The 19,488-nt window shown below is 69.1% G+C and carries 18 protein-coding genes; 8 read left to right on the forward strand and 10 right to left on the reverse strand.

What is annotated here, in order from left to right:
- Positions 1 to 19 precede the first annotated feature (19 nt).
- Both tyrS and C882_RS21935 read left to right on the forward strand, forming a co-directional pair.
- Entirely contained in the window at positions 20 to 1,270 is a 1,251-nt protein-coding gene (gene tyrS, locus C882_RS21930) for a tyrosine--tRNA ligase (protein WP_009542886.1), read from the forward strand.
- Between the two features lie 118 nt (positions 1,271 to 1,388).
- Entirely contained in the window at positions 1,389 to 1,658 is a 270-nt protein-coding gene (locus C882_RS21935) for a hypothetical protein (RefSeq protein WP_009542887.1), read from the forward strand.
- A 117-nt stretch (positions 1,659 to 1,775) separates the two neighbouring features.
- On the opposite strand, the gene C882_RS21940 is transcribed toward C882_RS21935, so the two are convergent.
- A protein-coding gene (locus tag C882_RS21940) for an IS3 family transposase (RefSeq protein ID WP_085952461.1) occupies positions 1,776 to 2,950 on the reverse strand; the annotation gives its coding sequence in 2 pieces (ribosomal slippage) (positions 1,776 to 2,680 and positions 2,680 to 2,950; 1,176 coding nt in all).
- 459 nt (positions 2,951 to 3,409) lie between these two features.
- Here C882_RS21940 and wecB point away from each other — a divergent pair.
- Positions 3,410 to 4,534, forward strand: coding sequence for a non-hydrolyzing UDP-N-acetylglucosamine 2-epimerase (gene wecB, locus C882_RS21950; RefSeq protein WP_009542890.1), 1,125 nt, complete (start codon positions 3,410 to 3,412; stop codon positions 4,532 to 4,534).
- Between the two features lie 4 nt (positions 4,535 to 4,538).
- On the opposite strand, the gene C882_RS25865 is transcribed toward wecB, so the two are convergent.
- The 6 genes from C882_RS25865 to C882_RS21975 form a co-directional block, all read right to left on the reverse strand.
- Positions 4,539 to 4,832 carry a type II toxin-antitoxin system RelE/ParE family toxin gene (locus tag C882_RS25865; protein WP_083876139.1) on the reverse strand — a complete coding sequence of 98 codons (294 nt, stop codon included), beginning with the start codon at positions 4,830 to 4,832 and terminating at the stop codon, positions 4,539 to 4,541.
- Positions 4,829 to 5,074 carry a type II toxin-antitoxin system ParD family antitoxin gene (locus C882_RS21955; RefSeq protein WP_043647217.1) on the reverse strand — a complete coding sequence of 82 codons (246 nt, stop codon included), beginning with the start codon at positions 5,072 to 5,074 and terminating at the stop codon, positions 4,829 to 4,831. Before C882_RS21955 ends, C882_RS25865 begins: the two co-directional genes overlap by 4 nt.
- Positions 5,075 to 5,198: 124 nt before the next feature.
- Positions 5,199 to 6,788: an alkyl hydroperoxide reductase subunit F gene (gene ahpF / locus C882_RS21960; protein WP_009542892.1), complete on the reverse strand. Its 1,590-nt coding sequence runs from the start codon at positions 6,786 to 6,788 to the stop codon at positions 5,199 to 5,201.
- Positions 6,789 to 6,908: 120 nt separating this feature from the next.
- Positions 6,909 to 7,472: an alkyl hydroperoxide reductase subunit C gene (gene ahpC, locus C882_RS21965; RefSeq protein WP_009542893.1), complete on the reverse strand. Its 564-nt coding sequence runs from the start codon at positions 7,470 to 7,472 to the stop codon at positions 6,909 to 6,911.
- Between the two features lie 114 nt (positions 7,473 to 7,586).
- The gene (locus C882_RS21970; RefSeq protein ID WP_043647219.1) at positions 7,587 to 10,829 is read right to left on the reverse strand and encodes a YhdP family protein; all 3,243 of its coding nucleotides are present in this window, start codon (positions 10,827 to 10,829) and stop codon (positions 7,587 to 7,589) included.
- Positions 10,830 to 10,993: 164 nt separating this feature from the next.
- The gene (locus tag C882_RS21975; protein WP_009542896.1) at positions 10,994 to 11,863 is read right to left on the reverse strand and encodes a hypothetical protein; all 870 of its coding nucleotides are present in this window, start codon (positions 11,861 to 11,863) and stop codon (positions 10,994 to 10,996) included.
- Positions 11,864 to 12,065: 202 nt separating this feature from the next.
- Between C882_RS21975 and C882_RS21980 the strand changes: the two genes are divergently transcribed.
- Genes C882_RS21980 through C882_RS21990 form a run of 3 tightly spaced genes read left to right on the forward strand, consistent with a single transcriptional unit; the run spans position 12,066 to position 16,399 of the window.
- Positions 12,066 to 15,068, forward strand: coding sequence for a bifunctional [glutamine synthetase] adenylyltransferase/[glutamine synthetase]-adenylyl-L-tyrosine phosphorylase (locus tag C882_RS21980; protein ID WP_009542897.1), 3,003 nt, complete (start codon positions 12,066 to 12,068; stop codon positions 15,066 to 15,068).
- Between the two features lie 51 nt (positions 15,069 to 15,119).
- A complete protein-coding gene (gene bcp / locus C882_RS21985; protein ID WP_009542898.1) occupies positions 15,120 to 15,596 on the forward strand; it encodes a thioredoxin-dependent thiol peroxidase in 477 nt (158 codons plus the stop codon).
- Positions 15,593 to 16,399, forward strand: coding sequence for a ferritin-like domain-containing protein (locus C882_RS21990; RefSeq protein WP_009542899.1), 807 nt, complete (start codon positions 15,593 to 15,595; stop codon positions 16,397 to 16,399). The genes bcp and C882_RS21990 overlap by 4 nt, the downstream gene beginning before the upstream one ends.
- A 4-nt stretch (positions 16,400 to 16,403) precedes the next feature.
- On the opposite strand, the gene C882_RS21995 is transcribed toward C882_RS21990, so the two are convergent.
- Together C882_RS21995 and C882_RS22000 are read right to left on the reverse strand one after the other, a co-directional pair.
- Positions 16,404 to 16,790, reverse strand: coding sequence for a type II toxin-antitoxin system VapC family toxin (locus tag C882_RS21995; protein ID WP_043647222.1), 387 nt, complete (start codon positions 16,788 to 16,790; stop codon positions 16,404 to 16,406).
- Complete coding sequence (locus C882_RS22000; protein ID WP_009542900.1) at positions 16,787 to 17,032, reverse strand: type II toxin-antitoxin system Phd/YefM family antitoxin; 246 nt, start codon at positions 17,030 to 17,032, stop codon at positions 16,787 to 16,789. Before C882_RS22000 ends, C882_RS21995 begins: the two co-directional genes overlap by 4 nt.
- A 137-nt stretch (positions 17,033 to 17,169) precedes the next feature.
- Here C882_RS22000 and C882_RS22005 point away from each other — a divergent pair, with 137 nt between their 5' ends.
- Together C882_RS22005 and C882_RS22010 are read left to right on the forward strand one after the other, a co-directional pair.
- Positions 17,170 to 18,060 (forward strand): alpha/beta fold hydrolase, encoded by an 891-nt coding sequence (locus C882_RS22005; RefSeq protein ID WP_009542901.1) that lies wholly within the window; start codon positions 17,170 to 17,172, stop codon positions 18,058 to 18,060.
- Positions 18,047 to 18,499 (forward strand): NUDIX hydrolase, encoded by a 453-nt coding sequence (locus C882_RS22010; protein WP_236262736.1) that lies wholly within the window; start codon positions 18,047 to 18,049, stop codon positions 18,497 to 18,499. The genes C882_RS22005 and C882_RS22010 overlap by 14 nt, the downstream gene beginning before the upstream one ends.
- Here C882_RS22010 and C882_RS22015 read toward each other — a convergent pair.
- Positions 18,489 to 19,436 (reverse strand): alpha/beta hydrolase, encoded by a 948-nt coding sequence (locus C882_RS22015; protein WP_009542903.1) that lies wholly within the window; start codon positions 19,434 to 19,436, stop codon positions 18,489 to 18,491. The two genes, C882_RS22010 and C882_RS22015, sit on opposite strands and share 11 nt — an antisense overlap.
- Positions 19,437 to 19,488: the final 52 nt, after the last annotated feature.

The raw sequence follows: 19,488 nt of genomic DNA on the forward strand, positions 1-19,488 counted from the left end.
AACAAAAGGCAAGATTCCCATGGACACCTACCGCTCCGATTTCCTCCGGACCGTGGTGGAGCGTGGTTACCTCCACCAGTGCACGGACATCGAGGGGCTGGACGCCCGGATGGCTGGGGGAATCGTGCCGGCGTATATCGGCTTCGACTGCACGGCGGACAGCCTGCACGTCGGCTCGCTGATCCAGATCATGATGCTGCGCCACCTGCAGAAGGCCGGTCACAAGCCCATCGTGCTCATGGGCGGCGGCACCACGCGCATCGGCGACCCCACGGGCCGCGACGAGGCACGCAAGCTGCTCGACGACGACGCCATCGCGCGGAACATGGCCGGCATCAAGAGTGTCTTCGCCAAGTACCTGACCTTCGGCGACGGCCCGACCGACGCGGTGATGGTCAACAACGCCGACTGGTTGGACCAGCTGAACTACATCGCCTTCCTGCGCGACTACGGCCGCCACTTCTCCATCAACCGCATGTTGACGTTCGAAAGCGTCAAGCAGCGGCTGGAGCGCGAGCACAGCATGTCGTTCCTGGAGTTCAACTACATGATCCTCCAGGCCTACGACTACCTGGAGCTGAACCGCAAGATGGGCGTGAGCCTTCAGATGGGCGGCTCCGACCAGTGGGGCAACATCGTCAACGGCGTCGAACTGACGCGCCGCTGCGACGGCAAGGAGGTCTTCGGCCTGACCTCGCCGCTGCTCGCCACCGCGTCGGGCGCCAAGATGGGCAAGACCGCCAGCGGCGCGGTGTGGCTCAACGCCGAGCGCCTCAGCCCCTACGACTACTGGCAGTTCTGGCGCAACACCGAAGACGCCGACGTCGGCCGCTTCCTGCGCCTGTTCACTGAACTGCCGCTGGAGGAATGCGCCCGGCTCGAACAGATGCAGGGTGCGGAGATCAACGAGGCCAAGAAGGTTCTCGCCGACGAGGCCACGACGCTCGCCCATGGCCGCGAGGCCGCCGAGGCCGCCCGCCGCACCGCCGAGGAAACCTTCGAAAAGGGCGGTGCCGGCGGCGACCTGCCCACCATCGACCTCCCGCGCGCCGACCTGGAGGCGGGCGTCGGCCTGGTGGACCTGATGGTGCGCCTGGAACTGTCGGCCTCCAAGGGCGAGGCGCGGCGCCTGATCAAGCAGGGTGGTGCCAAGCTCAACGACGCGGCCGAAACGGACCAGGAGCGCGTGGTGACGCTGGCCGACCTGGACGGCGACCACATCAAGGTCTCCGCCGGCAAGAAGCGCCACGCGCTGGTGAAGCCGGCGTAGCGCGCGCATTCCGACGTGTGCACGACGGGCGCTTCCGGGGGACCGGGAGCGCCCGTTATCTTTTGGGACCGGCCGCGCTAGTATGACCCAGTCATACCGCCCAGCGTCGAGACATATCATGACCGTCAAGACCACGCTCAGCTTCACCGACCGCCACGCCGAATTCCTGAAGTCCAAGGTGGAGGAAGGCGTTTACGCCTCCACCAGCGCCGCCGTCGCCGCCGCCGTCGAGGAGATGATCCGCGACGAGATGGAACGCGAGGCGGCCCTAAATGCCATGGCCGACGAAATTCGCGCTCGAATGGCGACACCCCGGGAGGAGTTCATTGACGAGGAAGAAGCATTCTCGTTGGGTGACGCGATGCTTCGCGGCCCTGACGACGAATGAGCTACCGCATCATTTACCACCCCGCCATCCGTCAGGACGTTGCGCGTCTGACACATCAGAGGTGGCCCCGGTTGTTTGGACAGATTGGCGGCTAAATTAAGCTAATCCCGGTGGTTGTTACGCCGCCATTGGAATGGCCGGCACCGTCTCCGGGGCGCGCCCCGGAGACGGTGTCGGAGCGATCTCATGATACGCCTCGTCTGGCGTCTGTCCATCCAGCGCCGAGTGCAGCCGCCGGGTGTTGTAATAGGCGATCCAACGGCCGAGCCCGTCGCGCAGTTCACTGCCGGTCTCGAAGGCGTGCAGGTAGACGTACTCGTACTTCATGGACCGCCACAGCCGCTCGATGAAGACGTTGTCCATCCAGCGGCCGCGGCCGTCCATGCTGATGCGCACCTCGGCGTCCTTCAGGAGGTCGGTGAAGCGCGGGCTGGTGAACTGGCTGCCCTGGTCGGTGTTGAAGATGCCCGGCGCACCGTGGCGGTCCAGGGCTTCCTCCAGCGCCTCAATGCAGAAGTCCGCCTCCATGGTGTTGGACAGCCGCCAGGACAGCACCTTCCGCGTGGCCCAGTCCATGATCGCCACGAGGTACAGGAAGCCCCGCCGCATCGGGCTATACGTGATGTCGGCACACCAGACCTGGTTCGGCCGGTCGATCACTACGCCGCGCAGCAGGTACTTGTAGACTGGGTGCTGCGGATGAGGTGTGCTCGTCCGCGGCTTCTGGTAGATGGGCGACAGCCCCATCTTTGCCATGAGCCGCGACACGCGCTTCCGGCCGACCGTATAGCCCTGGCGCCGGAGATGACGTGCCATCTGCCGAGCCCCGTAAAACGGGCACTCCAGGAAGGCCTCGTCGATCAGCCGCATCAGCACCAGGTTGAGCGGGCTCTCGCCGGTCGGGCTGTAGTAGAACGACGAGCGACTGATGGACACCAGGTGGCACTGCCGCGTGATGGGCAGCACCGGGTGCTCGGGCTCGATCATCTGCCGCCTCCGCTCGATGCTCATCGACCGAAGGCCTTGGACAAAAAATCCCGCTCCACAACCAGTTGGCCGATCTTGGCGTGGAGCTTCTCGACCTCGGCATCACTCGCCTTCTTCGCGTCGCCCTTGCTGGCGAAGGTCGCCGCCATCCCCTCAATGGCCTGCCGTTTCCAGGTCGCGATCATCGTCTGGTGAATGCCGTGCTTGGCGGCCAGTTCCGCCAGCGTCAGCTCCCCCTTGATCGCCTCCAGCGCCACCTTCGCCTTGAACTCAGCCGTGTAGCGCTTCCGGGTCACTTTCCCCATAAATCCAGGTCCTTCTCATGCTCGGGACCAGCTTAACATCCTGTCCGGATTTCGGGGGCCACCTCTGGTAGCCGGGATACATCCCGCCGTAGACTGACGGACGTCAGAAACTTTATCCGTCTTCTGAGCGAGATGCCGCACCGCGGCTCGACCCGAGACGACGTACTCGCGAGACTTAGGTCCGTCCCTGTCAACGGCAAGGCGACCATTACCTTCATCGTCGATGATGAACGGCGCGAGCTATTCATTTATTCCATCTCGCACGCTGGTCAGGATTGGGCACGCCTTGTCCGGCAGCGACGCCTCCAGAAGTGAAACCGTTCACGCGGAAGCGCGGTGACCGCGTGATGCCCCCCCGACACCCCCCATGAACCGCCGCCCGCCCTCTTCCGGTGAATAGGCGGGGCGTTCTTCCGTCCCCATCCTGCTGGTCAGGAATTCCACGGGACGAGACGCCTCATGAAGCCGCTGATCCATGTCATCGCCGCCGCCCGCCCCAATTTCATGAAGGTGGCACCGCTGGTGCGCGCGCTGCGGGCGGAAAAGTGGTGCGAGACGGAACTCGTGCATACCGGCCAGCACTACGATGCGGCCATGTCGGACGCCTTCTTCCGCGATCTCTCCATACCCAAACCCGACCACCACCTGGAGGTCGGCAGCGGCACCCACGCCGAGCAGACGGCCGGCGTGATGGTGGCCTATGAAAAGGTCTGCCTCGCCCGGCGGCCCGACTGGATCATCGTCGTCGGCGACGTCAATTCCACGGCGGCCTGCGCGCTGGTGGGTGCCAAGCTCTGCATCCCCGTCGCGCACCTGGAAGCGGGCCTGCGCTCCGGCGACCGCACCATGCCCGAGGAGATCAACCGCGTCGTCACCGACAGCATCGCCGATCTGCTCTGGACCCCCTCCCCCGACGGGGACGAGAATCTGGCGCGGGAAGGCCGGGCGCAGTGCGTGGAGCGTGTCGGCAACATCATGATCGACACCTTCGAGATGCTGCGCGACCGCATCGAGGCGGCCCGCTCCTACGAGGCGCACGACCTGACGCGCGAGGGCTACGGCGTCGTCACCCTGCACCGCCCCGCCAACGTCGACGACCGCGACACGCTGACGGCGCTGGTCGACGGTCTGGTGAGCGTGGCGGCCGAAACGCCGCTGGTCTTCCCGATCCACCCGCGCACCCGCAAGATGCTGACGACCTTCGGTCTGCTGGACCGGCTGGAGGCCGCGCCGGGAATGATCCTGACGGAGCCGCTGGGCTACATCGACTTCATGGGGCTGGTCACCGCGGCCCGGCTGGTCATCACCGACAGCGGCGGCGTGCAGGAGGAAACCACCTACCTCGGCATCCCCTGCCTGACGCTGCGCCCCAACACCGAGCGCCCGGTGACCATCACGCAGGGCAGCAACCGGCTGGTCGCGCCGTCGGACCTGTCAAGCGCCGCCCATGCCGCCCTCGCCACCGGCCGCCGCACCGCTCCGCCGCCGGCGCTGTGGGACGGACAGACGGCCGCGCGGGTCGTGGCGTCGCTCAAGCGCAGGATCGTCGGAGCAGCGGCGGGGACGGAGGCTCTGACGGCTTGACCCGTCATAGATGCCGGTCCACGTCCATGCGCTGATGTAGAATACGGATCACCTCAATGTCGCCGCCATGCGTGCAGCAATAGAAAAGGATGTGCGAGCCGGCGCGACACCGAAGGTAACCTGCGCGCAAGGCTTCGGCACTTGTTCCCGTCCGTCGCCCGGCGGCGAGGTCGTCGCAAACACTGGCGATCAGACGAACATACCGATCAGCCTGTATTTCGCCCCACCGTTCGACGGTGTAATCCCAGATCTCCCCCAAGTCGGCCCGGGCGCGAGGAGAGAAATTAAGCTTGCTCAAATGTCTGAACCGCGGCGCTTTTCGCGGATGAAGCTTTCGACATCGAACGGCTCCGATGGGCCACTCTCCTCGCCCTCGATCAAGGCCTGACGCAACGCCGCCACCTTCGCCTCATGCTCTTCAAGAAGGCGCAGCCCCGCCCGCACGACATCGCTTGCTGAACCGTACCGGCCGGTTGCGACCTGGTTGTCGATGAAGGCCGCGAAGTGATCGCCCAAACTTACAGACGTGTTTCTCGGCATGACGCCCTCCCGAACCGATACCAAAAAATAGCAGCGCCGTGGTATCGGCGCAAGCTTGTCACAGCCTGCGAAAAGCCCCGCCGAACCGACCGGCGGGGCTTTCCTTTGCACTATGGGGCCATCATCATGCCGCCGCGGCCTCGTCCGCCGGGACGGTGCGGATCAGGTGGTCGAAGGCGGACAGGGCGGCCTTGGAGCCCTCGCCCATGGCGATGACGATCTGCTTGTAGGGCACGGTCGTCGCATCGCCGGCGGCGAACACACCCGGCACCGACGTTTCGCCGCGGGCGTCCACCTCGATCTCGCCGCGCGGGCTCAGGCGCACCGGGCCGTCCTTCAGCCATTCGGTGTTGGGCACCAGGCCGATCTGGACGAAGATGCCTTCGAGCGCCAGCGTGTGGACCTCGCCGGTCTCGCGCTCCTCGTATGTAAGGCCCGTGACCTTCTGTCCGTCGCCGCTGACCTCGGTCGTCTTGCCGTTGGTGATGATGGTCACGTTGGGCAGGCTGCGCAGCTTGGTCTGCAGCACCGCGTCGGCGCGCAGTTGCGTGTCGAACTCGATCAGCGTCACATGCGCCACGATACCGGCCAGGTCGATGGCCGCCTCGACGCCCGAGTTGCCGCCGCCGATCACCGCCACGCGCTTGCCCTTGAACAGCGGGCCGTCGCAGTGCGGGCAGTAGGCCACGCCCCGGTTGCGGTACTCGTCCTCGCCGGGCACGCCCATCTGGCGCCAGCGGGCACCGGTCGACAGGATGACGGTGCGCGACCTCAGCACCGCACCATTGGCCAGATGCACCTCCGCCAGGCCGCCCGGCACCTTGGCCGGCACCAGCTTCTCGGCGCGCTGGAGGTTCATGACGTCGACGTCGTAGTCCTTGACGTGCTGCTCCAGGGCCGCGGCCAGCTTGGGACCTTCGGTGTGGGAGACCGAGATGAAGTTCTCGATGGCCATGGTGTCCAGCACCTGACCGCCGAACCGTTCCGCCGCCACGCCCGTGCGGATGCCCTTGCGGGCCGCGTAGATGGCGGCCGAGGCACCGGCCGGGCCGCCGCCGACGACCAGCACGTCGAAGGGGTCCTTGCGCTTGATCTCTTCGGCCGCGCGGGCTTCCGCGCCGGTGTCCACCTTGGCCAGGATCTGCTCCAGGCTCATGCGCCCCTGGGCGAAGGGCTCGCCGTTCAGGTAGACGCTGGGCACGGCCATCACCTTTCGGCGCTCCACCTCGTCCTGGAACAGGCCGCCGTCGATGGCGGTGTGGCGGATGCGCGGGTTCAGCACGCTCATCAGGTTCAGCGCCTGCACCACGTCGGGGCAGTTCTGGCAGGACAGCGAGAAATAGGTCTCGAAGTTGAAGTCGCCGTCCAGCGCCTTGACCTGCTCGATCACGTCCTGCGCCAGCTTGGACGGATGCCCGCCGACCTGCAGCAGGGCCAGCACCAGCGAGTTGAACTCGTGCCCCATGGGCAGGCCGGCAAATGTCACCGACACGTCGGTGCCGCGCCGGGTGATGGCGAAGGACGGCCGGCGGACATCGGCATCGGCATCGGCGTGGATTACGGCGATGGAATCCGACAGGGCGGCGATCTCGCGCAGCAGGTCGTCCAGTTCGCGGGACTTCTCGCCGTCGTCCAGCGCGGCGACCAGGTCCACGGGCTGGGTGATGTTCTGAAGGTAGGCCTTCAACTGTGTCTTGAGCGTGCTGTCCAGCATGACGCGGGCTCCCCCGACTGATCGGTTTTCGTTTTCTTGGGCGATGTATGGAGGTCGTGGGGGCGATGGGTGGGACGTGGCGCCCCCTTTGGCACCGCGTCCGCCCCCATGGGTCGGTCGTTAGATCTTGCCGACCAGGTCCAGCGACGGTGCCAGGGTCTTCTCGCCTTCCTTCCACTTGGCGGGGCACACCTCGCCGGGGTGGGCGGCGACATACTGCGCGGCGCGGATCTTGCGCAGCAGCTCGCTGGCGTCCCGGCCGACACCCTCGGCGGTGATCTCGACCAGCTGGATCTTGCCCTCGGGGTCGATCACGAAGGTGCCGCGGTTGGCGACGCCGGCCTCTTCGATCATCACGTCGAAGTTGCGGCTGATGGTGCCGGTGGGGTCGCCGACCATGGTGTACTGGATCTTGCCGATGGCGTCGGAAGTGTCGTGCCACGCCTTGTGGGCGAAGTGCGTGTCGGTCGACACAGAGTAGATCTCCACGCCCAGTTGCTGGAACTCGGCGTAGTTGTCGGCCAGGTCCTCAAGCTCCGTCGGGCACACGAAGGTGAAGTCGGCCGGATAGAAGAACACGACGGACCACTTGCCCTTCAGGTCGGCGTCGGTCACCTGCAGGAACTCGCCGTTCTTGTAGGCCTGGGCGGTGAAGGGCTTGATCTCGGTGTTGATCAGGGACATGGGGGTCTCCACTGGGTTTGCGTGTTGCCGTTATCGACAGGCGCAAACATAAGGCGGGCACCCCTGATAAAGGAAACCGATTTACCTGGAATGTTTGAACGGAAAAAACGATGATCAGTCGCCGGTGCTGTCGGCGTCCGCCTCGGCGGGCCGCTCAACCGTCTGCGGCGCCGGCGCCTCGAAAAGCTTGCGCAGGAAGCCGGGCGCCAGGACCGACAGCGGGTTGACGCTGACCGATGGCGCGGCGATCTCGCCCTTCACGGTGTAGGTGGCGGCGAACAGGCCGCCACCCTCGTCGCCGCCGGTGATCAGGTCGCCGATGACCGGCAGGTTGCCGAGCAGGCTGTTGACGGCGTAGACGGGCACGATGGTGCCGCGCAGGTCCACCACCTCGGGCGCCTCCAGCCCCACCACGCCCTCGGCCGTCAGGCCCAGCGAGGGGCCATGGGCGCGGGCGTCCGTCAGGCGCAGGACGCCGTCCTCCACCTCGAACGGCGCGGTGGCGCGGCTGAAGGCCAGGCCGTCGCCGGTCAGGCTTTCCAGGATGCCCGTCAGCGCGGCGACGGACAGCACCTTCGCCAGAACCGGCGCGTCCGTCAGCCGGAAATCCCGGATCTCCGCCAGCCCGCGCACGGTCTCGTCGGGCGCCACCCGGCCGCGGACCGACAGCATGCCGCCGCGCAGGGTATCCATCACGTTCACCGCCCGCAGCACCACGCCGGCCGCGCCGCTGTCCAGCGTGAAGGCATGGCCGACGCCGTCCGCCGCGGGGCGGTACTGGAAGCGCAGCGGCGTCGCGCCCTCGGCCAGGGCGGAGACGTCGGCGGCCTGCCAGCCCGCGTCGTCGCGGATGAGGTGCACGACGGCGTTTTCCAGCGTCGCGTCCTCGGTCACCCAGACGACGTCGAACTGCGCCCGCAGGGACATGGGCGGCAGTTCGGTCTCCGCGTCCTGCCCGCCAGGAGCACCCGCGGCCGCGGGAGCGGAGCCGCCCTCGCCGTCCTGCGTCGCCGCCGCCAGGAACGGCACGGCATCGAAGGCATGGCCGGAGATGTCGACGTCGATGCCGCCGTCGGGCCGGAACGAGGCGCCGCCGGTGAACGCGGTTTCGCCGACGCTGGCCTGCTCCAGCGTCACCCGCGCGACGCCGCCCTCGGGCAGCAGGCTGACGCCGCCGGCCATGGACAGGTCGTCGCCGGCGATGACGGTGAAACGGTTGATCTCGCGCAGGCTTCCGCCCGGCCCCATCAACGCGGACAGCGTTGCGCGGCCAGAGGTACCGGGCGCCTTCTGCCACTCGAAGCCGGGCAGGCGCATGGCCGCCGGGGTCAGGTCCAGCGTCGCGCCGAGGGTGCTCTGACCCGACGGCAGCTGCGTGACGATGACCGAGGCGCCGGTGGGCCCGGTCAGGAACGGCGGGCTCAGTGGCACGATGTCGAGGTCCAGCGCTATGCGGTCGGCGGCGGTGAGCGTCGCCTCGGCCTCGTAGCGGCTGCGGAAGGGGGCGCCGTCCTCGAAGTTCTCCGTCCACTTCACGGTGGCCGGCACGGCGGCCACCTCGGCCTCGCCCTCCACCGTCATGCCGCGCTTGGTGACCGACAGGGACAGGTCGCCGTCGGTCAGCGGCTGGTCGAAGGCGGCATCGGGCAGCACGGCGTCGCGGATGGTGCTGTCGGCGCGCACCTCCACGTCGTCGAGCGTCAGCGCGTCCAGCATGGGAAAGCTGATGGCGAGCCGCGTCGAGGCATACCCCTGCACCCCGTCCAGTCCCAGGCCGTAGCGCGAGACGTAGCCCAGGGGCTCGTTGTCCACGAGGCGCAGGGCGGAGCGCAGGGGCCCGTCGATGGTCAGGTTGATGTCGGCGACCTGCGGATGCCGGTTCAGTTGCAGGAAATCGACATCGCCGCGCGACACCGTCAGGTCGCCCACATGCCCGCCAGTGATGCTCAGGCGAAAGGCGTCGGCCGTCATGGTCATGTCGGCGCTGGCGTCCTCCACCACCGGCATGGGCGGCAGGTAGTCGACGGCTGTGCCCTCCACCCGGCCGAACCCGTCCAGCGCCACCAGGTCCAAAGCCTCCAGGCTTTCGCCCGCCAGGCCGGCGCGCAGGGTGAACGACGGCACCACGCCGCCCGCCAGCCGCGTGTCGATCCAGTGGCGGGTCTTGCCCTCGATGGCCTGCGGCCACAGCCCGGCGACGGCATCGACGGCCACGTCCTCGGCCCGCGCCTCCAGGCTGAGCCCGATGCCCGCGTCCTGCTTGTCCAGCGCCGCGCGCAGGGACACCAGGGGCGCGCCTTCCAGGTCCAGCGTCAGGGTTTCCAGCGCCACCTGGCGCAGGTTGTCGGCGGCGGACAGGCGCACTTCCAGCCCGTCGAGCGACCAGGCGTGGGAGACGGGCGCGGGCGCGGCGATTGTTCCGGCGCCGCCGTCCAGTGACACGCCCAGAAGGTCCAGCGCCACCGCATCGCCCCGCAGACCGAGCGTGGCGGTGACGGTGCCCGACAGCGGCAGGTCCACCCCCGCCAGCGGCGCGGCGGCCTCGGCCACCGTAGCGAAATCGGCCGGGCGCAGGTCGCGCAGGGTCAGGCCCGCATCGATGACGCCGCCGCCGTCCAGGGTCGCCACCGCATCCACCAGCGTCTGCCGGCCCTCGGCCACGGCCAGCGCGACCGAGGCCTCGGCCCGCACCCGTCCGGGCTCGCGAGTCACGGCTGCGTCCACGTGAGGCAGGCGCCACGTGATGCCGGAGATGCGGTCGTCGATGACAACGCGGGCGTCGGAGATGCGCACGGTCTCGGGCAGGTCGACGCCGCCGATGGACGCCTCCGCCGCCGCTTCCTCACCCAGGCCCAGCGCCCGCATCGCCCCGCGCAGCGCCTGGGCGGGACTTTCGGCGCGGCGCTCCACCGGCGCGACCGCCTCGGGCGCCGTTTCCATGGCGAACACCACCGCGCCGTCGAGCTCGCGCCGCAAGTGGACCACGCCGCCGTGCAGCGTGACGGCATCCAGCGCCAGGCGCCCCTCGCGCAGAAGGGGCCCGGCGTCGATGCTCACGGACGCGTCGGGGATGGCGGCGATCAGCGCGCCGTGGGCGTCCAGCACCTGCACGTCGCGCACCCGCAGGTCGAAGGGCTCGTCCACGCCGCCCCAGCGCAGGTCGGTGCCGCCCAGGCTGTAGCGCACGGCCGCGCCGGGCGTGTTGACCGCTTCCAGGATGTAGGGGTTGAGCAGGTCGAGGGGCAGCGGTCCCTGGGACAGGCGCGCCGCCAGCAGCGCCCCCACCACCAATGTCAGCACGGCCACGGCGGCCACGCCCTTGAACACCCACCTCACGGGGCCATGAACCACGCCCATTCCATCTCCACTGACACCGGCGCCGTGCCGGCGGGGCCGCCTGCCGGCCCGACCTTCTTCTTACCAGCAAAAGGGGGGCCGGATAAACTGTTCAGGGCCACGAAACCGCCGAAACCAACGCCGGCCTCCGGCGCCAGCATCACGCAGGCGACTCCGCGCCCGCGTCAGAAACGCGTGAACAGGCGGGCGCGGATGCCGGCCTCCGCCGTCTCGGCCTCGCGTGCCAGGCTGGCCGAGGCGCCGAGCTTCAGGCGCCCGCCGCCCGACAGGCCGAGGTCGATCCGGTCGCGCCGCGTCAGGCCGCCGGCATCCAGGCGGCGCATGTCGGTGAAGGCCGCCGTGGCGTCCAGGTCGCCGCCGAAGACATCCACCCCCGTGTCCAGCGTCAGGCCCAGGCGGTTACGCAGGGTGAAGTCCACGACACCGTCGCCGCGTTTTCCGAGCCGCGCGCTGTCGAACGCTTCCCCGGTGGTGCCGAGGGTCAGCCGCAGGCCCGGGGTCACCGGCCAGGCGACGGAGCTGACCACGCGGCCGGAGACGGTCCGCCGCCCCGTCCCGGGCGCCAGGGGCCCCGAGACGCCGACGCGTACCGAGGGCCGCAGCGTCCATTGCTCGGTGATCGGCAGGCCCGCCGCAAGCCGCAGGTCGCCGGAGTAGCCGCCCACGCCCTGCGCCCGGTCGCGCAGGCGCAGCGGCGCGTCGAGCGAGATTTCGGCGCCGTCCCCGAAGCCGTAGGTCAGGGACAGGGGCAGTTCCACCGCCGTCGTCCGGTTGTCCTCGCTGCCGCCCAGGCTCGCCCGCGCGCGCCACGATCCACGCAGGCCCAGGTCGCGCCGCCGCGGCACATGCCCATGGTAGGGGCGGACGGATGCCAGCGGCGCCAGTTCGGCCGTCTCGGGGCTTGCCTCCGGCTGCGCCACCGGCGCCGGCGCTTCGGTGCCCGGCGTCAGCGCCCGCGCAGGGGCCGGCGCAACCGGCAGGAGCACGGCAGCGGCCAGCAGGACAGAGAGGCGGCGGAAAGCGGACAAGCGCATGGGGCTCGACGGATCGGCAGCGGCGGAACGGTTTTCGGTTACCGCGCCATCGTAGGACGGAAGGCCTTAAGCCATCGTGAACCTCCGGCGCGGGACCGGTGCGGCTCAGCGGCCTGATTCTGCTTGTCTGACGCGGCGGCGGGGCATAGACCAGACCCACGAGACAGCACACGAACACCTCCGCCTGCTGATGGGATCGTCCATGGCCGCCTTCGCTTTTCCCCCCGCCGACGCCACCCTGCCCGCGCCCGCCGACCCCGAGCGCCGCGACCGCGGGCGGGAGCGATGGCTGGGCCTGGCGGATCTCGCCGACGACGATGCCCTGGCCGAGGCCGTCCGCGCCGCCGCCGAAGACGCCACGCCCCAGGCGGCCCTGCTGGACGCCCTGTTCGGCAACAGCCCCTTCCTGACCTCCTGCGCCCTGCGCGACGGCGCCTTCATGGTCGAGGTACTGCGCGACGGCCCCGACGCGGCGCTCGCCCGCATGGTGGAGGCCCTGCGCGCCGACGCGGCGGCGGAGGACGACACGACCAAGCTCATGAAGCTCTTGCGCACGGGCAAGCGGCGCATGGCGCTGGCCGTGGCGGCGGCCGACGTCGCCGGGGCGTGGGACCTGGACACGGTGACCGGCGCCCTGTCCGACTTCGCCGAGACCGCCCTGCGGCTGTCCATCGCCCACCTGATGCGCAAGGCCCACGCCAAGGGCGACCTGGAGCTTCCCCACCCCGACGACCCGGAGCGCGACTGCGGCTACTTCGTGCTGGGCATGGGCAAGCTGGGCGCGCGGGAATTGAACTATTCCAGCGACATCGACCTGATCGTCGTCTTCGACCCCGACAAGGTGGTCTACAAGGGCGAGAAGTTCATTTCCGAATTCTTCGTGCGCATGACCAAGGACCTGGTGCGCCTGATGGACGAGCGCACCGCCGACGGCTACGTCTTCCGCACCGACCTGCGCCTGCGGCCCGACCCGGGCTCGACGAAGATTGCCATCGCGCTTCCCGCCGCCGAAACCTATTACGAGAGCTTCGGCCAGAACTGGGAGCGCGCCGCCATGATCAAGGCCCGCTGTGTCGGCGGCGACACGGCGGCGGGGCAGGCGTTCCTGCGCCACCTGCGGCCCTTCGTCTGGCGCAAGTCCCTGGATTTCCACGCCATCCAGGACATTCAGTCCATCAAGCGCCAGATCCATGCCGCCAAGGGCGGCGCCAAGGTGGCGGTCGCCGGGCACAACATCAAGGTGGGCCGAGGCGGCATCCGCGAAATCGAGTTCTTCGCCCAGACCCAACAGCTCATCTGGGGCGGGCGCGAGCCGCAGAACCGCAGCCCCCGCACGCTGGACGCCCTGCGCGCCCTGGTGGAGACGGAACACGTCGCCCCTGTCGTCGCCGACCAGTTGGAAGCGTCCTACATCCAGCTCCGCACCCTGGAGCACCGGCTTCAGATGATCGACGACAGCCAGACGCAGACGCTTCCCGACGACGACGAGAAGCTGCGCGCGCTGGCGGTCTTCATGGGCCACGAGAGCCTGGAGGACTTCGAGTCCTGGCTCATGGACGTGCTGCACACGGTGGAGGGCCACTACGCCGACCTGTTCGAGGAGGAGCCCAGCCTGTCGGAGGAAGGCAACCTGGTCTTCACCGGCAACGAGGACGATCCGGCCACCATTCAGACCCTGACCGAACTGGGCTACGGCAACCCGTCCGCCGTCGCCGCCACGGTGCGCGGCTGGCACCACGGGCGGTATCGCGCGGTGCGCTCCACCCGGTCGAAGGAACTGCTGACGGAACTGGTGCCGACGCTGCTGCGCGCCTTCGGCCAGACCGCGAGCCCCGACCAGGCGTTCTTCCGCTTCGACGACTTCCTGAGCCGCCTGCCGGCGGGCGTGCAGCTGTTCAGCCTGTTCTACACCCATCCGCAGCTTCTTGATCTGGTGGCCGAAATCATGGGCGACGCGCCCCGGCTGGCGGAGGTTCTGGCCAAGAACCCCGGCCTGCTGGACGCCGTGCTGACGCCGGGCTTCTTCGGCCCCCTGCCCGACCGCGCGGCCTTGGGGCAGGAGCTTGACCTGCGGCTGGCCGATGCGCGCGACTATGAACACGTCCTGGACATCACGCGCCGCTTCGCCAACGACCACAAGTTCCAGGTGGGCGTGCAGACGCTGCGCCTGCTGGCCGACGCGCGCGAGGCCGGCGACGCCCTGGCCGCGATCGCCGACGTGGTGCTGGACCGCCTGCTGCCGGCCGTGTCCGAGGAAATGGCCCGCACCTACGGCCGCTTCCCCGGCGGCGACCTGGCGGTGATCGCCATGGGCAAGATGGGCGGGCGCGAGATGACGGCGACCAGCGACCTGGACCTCATCTGCGTCTACGACACAGACCCCGCCGCGGAAAGCAGCGACGGCCCGAAGCCGCTCACGCGCGGCGAATACTACGCCCGCCTGACCCAGCGCTTCGTCGGCGCCATCAACGCGCTGACCAGCGAGGGCCGGCTGTACGAGGTGGACCTGCGCCTGCGTCCCTCGGGCAAGAAGGGGCCGCTGGCGGCCAGCCTGGAAAGCTTCATCAAGTACAACCGCGAGGACGCCTGGACGTGGGAGCACCTGGCGCTCGTCCGCGCCCGCGTGGCCTGCGGCGACCCCGAGCTGTCGCAGAACATCCGCGACGCCATCTGCGAGGTCCTCACCCGCCCGCGCGACCGCGACGCGCTGCTGATCGCCGTGTCCGAGATGCGCGCGCTGATGGCCAGGGAGCACACCAAGCCCGGCGACATCTGGGACGTCAAGCACATGCGCGGCGGCATGGTGGACGTGGAGTTCATCTCCCAGACGCTGCAGCTTCTGCACGGGCATGAACACCCCGACATCCTCAACAGCAACACCGGCGACGGACTGAAAAACCTGTCCGCCGCCGGCATTCTGGACGCCGCCGACGCCGAGACCCTGGACCGGGCGCACTTCCTGTGGCTGACCATCCAGGGCCTGTTGCGCCACTCCATCGCCGGCAAGTTCGACGAGACACAGATCTCCACGGGCCTGCGTCGCAAGCTGCTGTCGGCCTGCGGCTGCGAGGACCTGGACGGCCTGAAGGCCCTGGTCGCCGAGCGGGCGGAAGCCGCCCATGCCGTCTTCGTGCGCCTCATCGACGAGCCGGCCGCGGCCGCCAAGGCAAACCGGGCCGACGGCGGCTCCGTAGAGGAAGCCTGAGCCTGCGGGCTCGCCCCTGTTCCATCTCACCAGCAAAGGGAGCCAGACGCCATGAGCCTTTCCGTCGGCGACGCCGCCCCGGATTTCACCCTGCCCACCGACGGCGGCGGCAGCGTCAGCCTGTCCGCGCTCAAGGGCAAACCGGTGGTGCTGTACTTCTACCCGAAGGACGCCACCCCCGGCTGCACGACCGAAGCCTGCGACTTCCGGGACCTGGAGCCCGACTTCTCGGGCGTCGACGCCGTCATCATCGGCGTTTCCAAGGACAGCGTGAAAAAGCATGACAGCTTCAAGGCCAAGCAGGGCCTGACCTTCCCGCTGGCGTCGGACGCCGACAGCGACGTCTGCGAGCGTTACGGCGTCTGGAAGGAAAAATCCATGTACGGCAAGACCTTCTGGGGCATCGAGCGCACCACGTTCCTGATCGCCCCTGACGGCACCATCGCCCAGGTCTGGCCCAAGGTGAAGGTCAAGGGCCACGCCGCCGAGGTGCTGGACGCCACCAAGGCGCTGCGGGAGACGGCATGACCGCCTCCGGCACCCTGCTTGACGCCGCCCGCGCCGTGCTGCGGGCGGCGGACCCTTCCGAGAAGATCCGCCTGACCCGCGAGACCGCCGACGCCTGGGCCTTCGGTGCCCTGGCGGAGGTGGGCGCGCCCGGTGCGCCCGACCGCCCGGCGCGGCCGGAGAAGCCGGCACTCATGGCCCCGCGCGACATGCCCAAGCGGTCCAAGGGCGGCGTGCGCGGGCGCATCGCGCTGCTGCACGCGCTGGCGCATATCGAGTTGAACGCCATTGATCTGGCGTGGGACATCCTGGCGCGCTTCCTGGGCGGGTCGGACCCGCTGCCGCGCGCCTTCATCGACGACTGGATCAAGGTCGCCGTCGACGAGGCATTGCACTTCGAGCTTCTGGAAAAACGCCTGGGCGAGTTGGGCGCGGCCTACGGCGACCTGCCGGCCCACGACGGCCTGTGGCGGGCGGCGGTGATGACGTCCGACGACCTGCTGGACCGCCTGGCCCTGGTCCCCATGACGCACGAGGCCCGCGGGCTGGACACCACGCCGCCCACCATCGACCGCCTGACCGCCAACGGCGATCCGGAGACGGTGGCGGTGCTGGACGTGATCTACCGCGACGAAATCACCCACGTCGCCGCCGGAGTGCGGTGGTTCCGCCACGTCTGCGAGGCGCGCGGCCTGGACCCGGAGGCGGAATACGCCGACCGCCTGAAACGCCTGCACCCCGGCGGCCTGAAGGGGCCGTTCAACGACGATGCGCGGGCGGAAGCCGGCATGCCGGTAGGGTGGTACGAGGCGGCGGTGGGGTGACGCGTCAGACTTTTCGGATCGGCCCCGGGTACTGTGCCACCAAACCGTCGGCCGTCAGCAGGATAATCCCTTCTACCTGAGCCTGCGCAACAAGCATACGGTCGAACGGGTCTTTGTGGACATTGGGCAATGTCTGCACCGCGACGGCATGACGTCCTTCAACAGGGAGTTCGACATAGCCGTTCTCGAGCGCCGCCCGCCTGAAGACACCTGCATCGACTTGGAAATCCTCACGGCCCAAGCCGGCCTTTATGGCGATCTCCCAAAGGCTGGCGGCGCTGAAATACAGTTCGTTCGCCTCGTCCGCAATGAAAGCCGAGGCTTCGGAAGAAAGGCATTCCGGCTCGCCTGCTGCCCAGAGCAGGATATGCGTGTCCAGTAGATACTTCACGATCCGCCGCCGAACAGCGCTTCGATCTCCTCCGCTCCCATCCGGTCGAAGTCGTCCGGCACCTTGATCTGGCCCTTGAGAAACCCGAGACGCCGCTGCTTTTGTGCTGGCGGAGCCTCGATCGCCGTGACCTTGACCAGCGGCTTCCCCGCGCGGGCAATGATGAAGGCTTCCCCCTTGCTCGCCTGCTCGACGAGCCGCGACAGGTTGGTTTTGGCGTCGTGGATATTGAAGGTCTGCATACGGGCCTCGCGGTCTGGACTAAGTCAAGTTAGTCCACCGCCACGGCATTCTCAAGCCTTGCACGATAGGCATGGGTCGCAAGGCTGATGAAACCCCGCCATACTCTCCCGCGCCCCACCCCACAGCGGAGCCAGCCATGACCGACCTCTTCCCCGAGAGCTTCACCCTGCACCGCATCCAGGCCAACGGCATCACCCAGGCCGTGCGCGTCGGGGGCGAGGGGCCGCCGCTGCTGCTGCTCCACGGCTACCCGCAGACGCACGCCTGCTGGCACCGCATGGCGCCGCACCTGGCGAAGACGCACACGCTCATCATGCCCGACCTGCGGGGCTATGGCGCCTCCGACAAACCCGAGGGGGACGCGGAACACCGCGCCTACGCCAAGCGCACCATGGCCGCCGATGTCGCCGCGCTGATGACGGCGCTGGGGCACGAGACGTTCGAGGTCATCGGTCACGATCGCGGCGGGCGGGTGACTCACCGGCTCTGCCTGGACCACGCCCGCCGCGTCACCCGTGCGGCCGTGCTGGACATCGTGCCGACGCACACCATCTTCGCCACACTCGACCGCGCCGTGGGGCTCGCCTACTACCACTGGCTGTTCCTCGCCCAGCCGCGCCCGCTGCCGGAAACGCTGATCGGCGCCGATCCTGACTTCTACCTGGAATGGAAGCTGGGCGCCTGGGGCACGGGGCTGTCCGCCTACGATCCGCGCGCGGTGGAGGAATACCGCGCCGCCTATCGCGACCCCGCCTGCATCCACGCCACCTGCGAGGACTACCGCGCCGCCGCCACCGTCGATCTCGCCGACGACGAGGCCGACGCCGATGCCCGCATCGCCTGTCCGCTGGCGGTCCTCTGGGGTGCCAACGGCTTGATGGAAAAAAACTACGACGTGCTGGAGACCTGGCGCGCCAAGGCCGCCGACGTCTCCGGCCGCGCCGTCGCCGGCGGCCATTTCCTGCCCGAGGAAAGCCCGGCCGAGACCATCGAAGCGCTGAAGGAGTGCGGCTTTGCCCTCGCCTGATCCTATGGCCGCCGACCTGCCGCCCGGCCACGCCGCAAGCGAACCCCGCGTCGGCGTCATCGCAGTGGTGCGGGATGAGGCTGGCCGCATCCTGCTGGTCCGCCGCCGCAACCCGCCCGCCGCCGGCCTATGGGGTTATCCCGGCGGCAAGCCCCGGCGCGGCGAGACGCTGGCCGAGGCCGCCGCGCGGGAGCTTCTGGAGGAAACCGGCATCACCGCCCGCATCACCGGCCCGCTGACCGCCTTCGACACCATGGAGCGCGATGCCGCGACCGGAGCACTGGCGCACCACTTCGTACTGGTCGCCATGCTGGGCGTGGAGCCCTCCGGCACGGTCGCCGCCGCCGACGACGCCCTGGACGCCGGCTGGTTCAGCCTGGACGCCCTGCCCCGGCCCCTGGTCGCGCGGGTGGCGGAGGTGGCCGCCCTTATCCCTTGATCCCCACCTCTTCCAGAAACCCCGCCATCAATGCCGCCGCCCGGTCCAGCGGCTCCGGTTCGGCGGGGAAGTGTTCGACGCCGTCAAGCATCTCCAGCCGGCGCGGCTCGGCGGTCAGGCGGGTGAAGGCGCGGCAGGTGGCGGCGGGCGGGATCATGCGGTCGTTTCCCGGCTGCATGACCAGGATGGGCCGATCCCAGGCCTCCCACCGCAACAGCGGCGGCAGGTCGCGCTGCAGGGACAGCATGGCGCGGAGGTTGGTGGTCTTGGCGACCAGCGGGTCGTCCTTCAGCGACCGGACGAAGCCCGGCGCGGCGTTCAGGTGCTCCAGCGCCAGGATGAACCAGGCCGCCATGGGCAGGCCGGGGATGACGCGCCCCACTGGCCTCATCACCCCCAGCGTCGCCCCGCTGAACCGCCCGAACCGTCCGGTGGCGGCAAGCACGGCGGGATCGTCAGGGCTGAACAGGGTCCACAGCGTCAGCGCCCGCACCTCGGGTACCTTGAGCGCCGTCGCAAAGGCCAGCGGCGCCCCCAGGCTGGCGCCCGCCAGCACCAGCGGGCGGTCGGGCCAACGGGCGGCGGCCGCACGCACCGCGGCCTCCACGCCGTCCAGTTGGTCGGCCACCGCCCGCCGCCCCCGGTTCTTGCGGCTGGCCGACAGGCCGTAGCCCGGAATGTCCGGCGCCACCACGGCGCAACCGCGCCGCCACAACCCCTCCGTGACGCTGAGGAACATGCGGCCGTAGCCCTGGATGCCGTGCAGCAGAACCACCACGGGCGCCGACGCCTCCGGCCGGTCATAGACGTCCTGGTGGAGCGTCCCGCCGCGCCACGGCCGGCTCTCGGCGGTGCCGTTCGCGTCGTGGAACGCCAGGCGGCCCTCGCCGTACCACCGCGCGACGAAGGTCCGCCAGCCGTCCGGGTTCGTGGACATGGATGATCCCCCGCGAATGGTCTTTGCCGCATGGTCCGCGCAATGCTATAGG

The organism is Caenispirillum salinarum AK4 (assembly GCF_000315795.1).
In the GTDB taxonomy this organism is placed as follows: Bacteria; Pseudomonadota; Alphaproteobacteria; order Rhodospirillales; family Rhodospirillaceae; genus Caenispirillum; species Caenispirillum salinarum.

Coding starts and splice junctions, on each gene's coding strand:
- tyrS (WP_009542886.1), top strand. CDS start 20: ATGGACACCTACCGCTCCGATTTCCTCCGGACCGTGGTGGAGCGTGGT.
- C882_RS21935 (WP_009542887.1), top strand. CDS start 1,389: ATGACCGTCAAGACCACGCTCAGCTTCACCGACCGCCACGCCGAATTC.
- wecB (WP_009542890.1), top strand. CDS start 3,410: ATGAAGCCGCTGATCCATGTCATCGCCGCCGCCCGCCCCAATTTCATG.
- C882_RS21955 (WP_043647217.1), bottom strand. CDS start 5,074: ATGCCGAGAAACACGTCTGTAAGTTTGGGCGATCACTTCGCGGCCTTC.
- ahpF (WP_009542892.1), bottom strand. CDS start 6,788: ATGCTGGACAGCACGCTCAAGACACAGTTGAAGGCCTACCTTCAGAAC.
- ahpC (WP_009542893.1), bottom strand. CDS start 7,472: ATGTCCCTGATCAACACCGAGATCAAGCCCTTCACCGCCCAGGCCTAC.
- C882_RS21970 (WP_043647219.1), bottom strand. CDS start 10,829: ATGGGCGTGGTTCATGGCCCCGTGAGGTGGGTGTTCAAGGGCGTGGCC.
- C882_RS21975 (WP_009542896.1), bottom strand. CDS start 11,863: ATGCGCTTGTCCGCTTTCCGCCGCCTCTCTGTCCTGCTGGCCGCTGCC.
- C882_RS21980 (WP_009542897.1), top strand. CDS start 12,066: ATGGCCGCCTTCGCTTTTCCCCCCGCCGACGCCACCCTGCCCGCGCCC.
- bcp (WP_009542898.1), top strand. CDS start 15,120: ATGAGCCTTTCCGTCGGCGACGCCGCCCCGGATTTCACCCTGCCCACC.
- C882_RS21990 (WP_009542899.1), top strand. CDS start 15,593: ATGACCGCCTCCGGCACCCTGCTTGACGCCGCCCGCGCCGTGCTGCGG.
- C882_RS22000 (WP_009542900.1), bottom strand. CDS start 17,032: ATGCAGACCTTCAATATCCACGACGCCAAAACCAACCTGTCGCGGCTC.
- C882_RS22005 (WP_009542901.1), top strand. CDS start 17,170: ATGACCGACCTCTTCCCCGAGAGCTTCACCCTGCACCGCATCCAGGCC.
- C882_RS22015 (WP_009542903.1), bottom strand. CDS start 19,436: ATGTCCACGAACCCGGACGGCTGGCGGACCTTCGTCGCGCGGTGGTAC.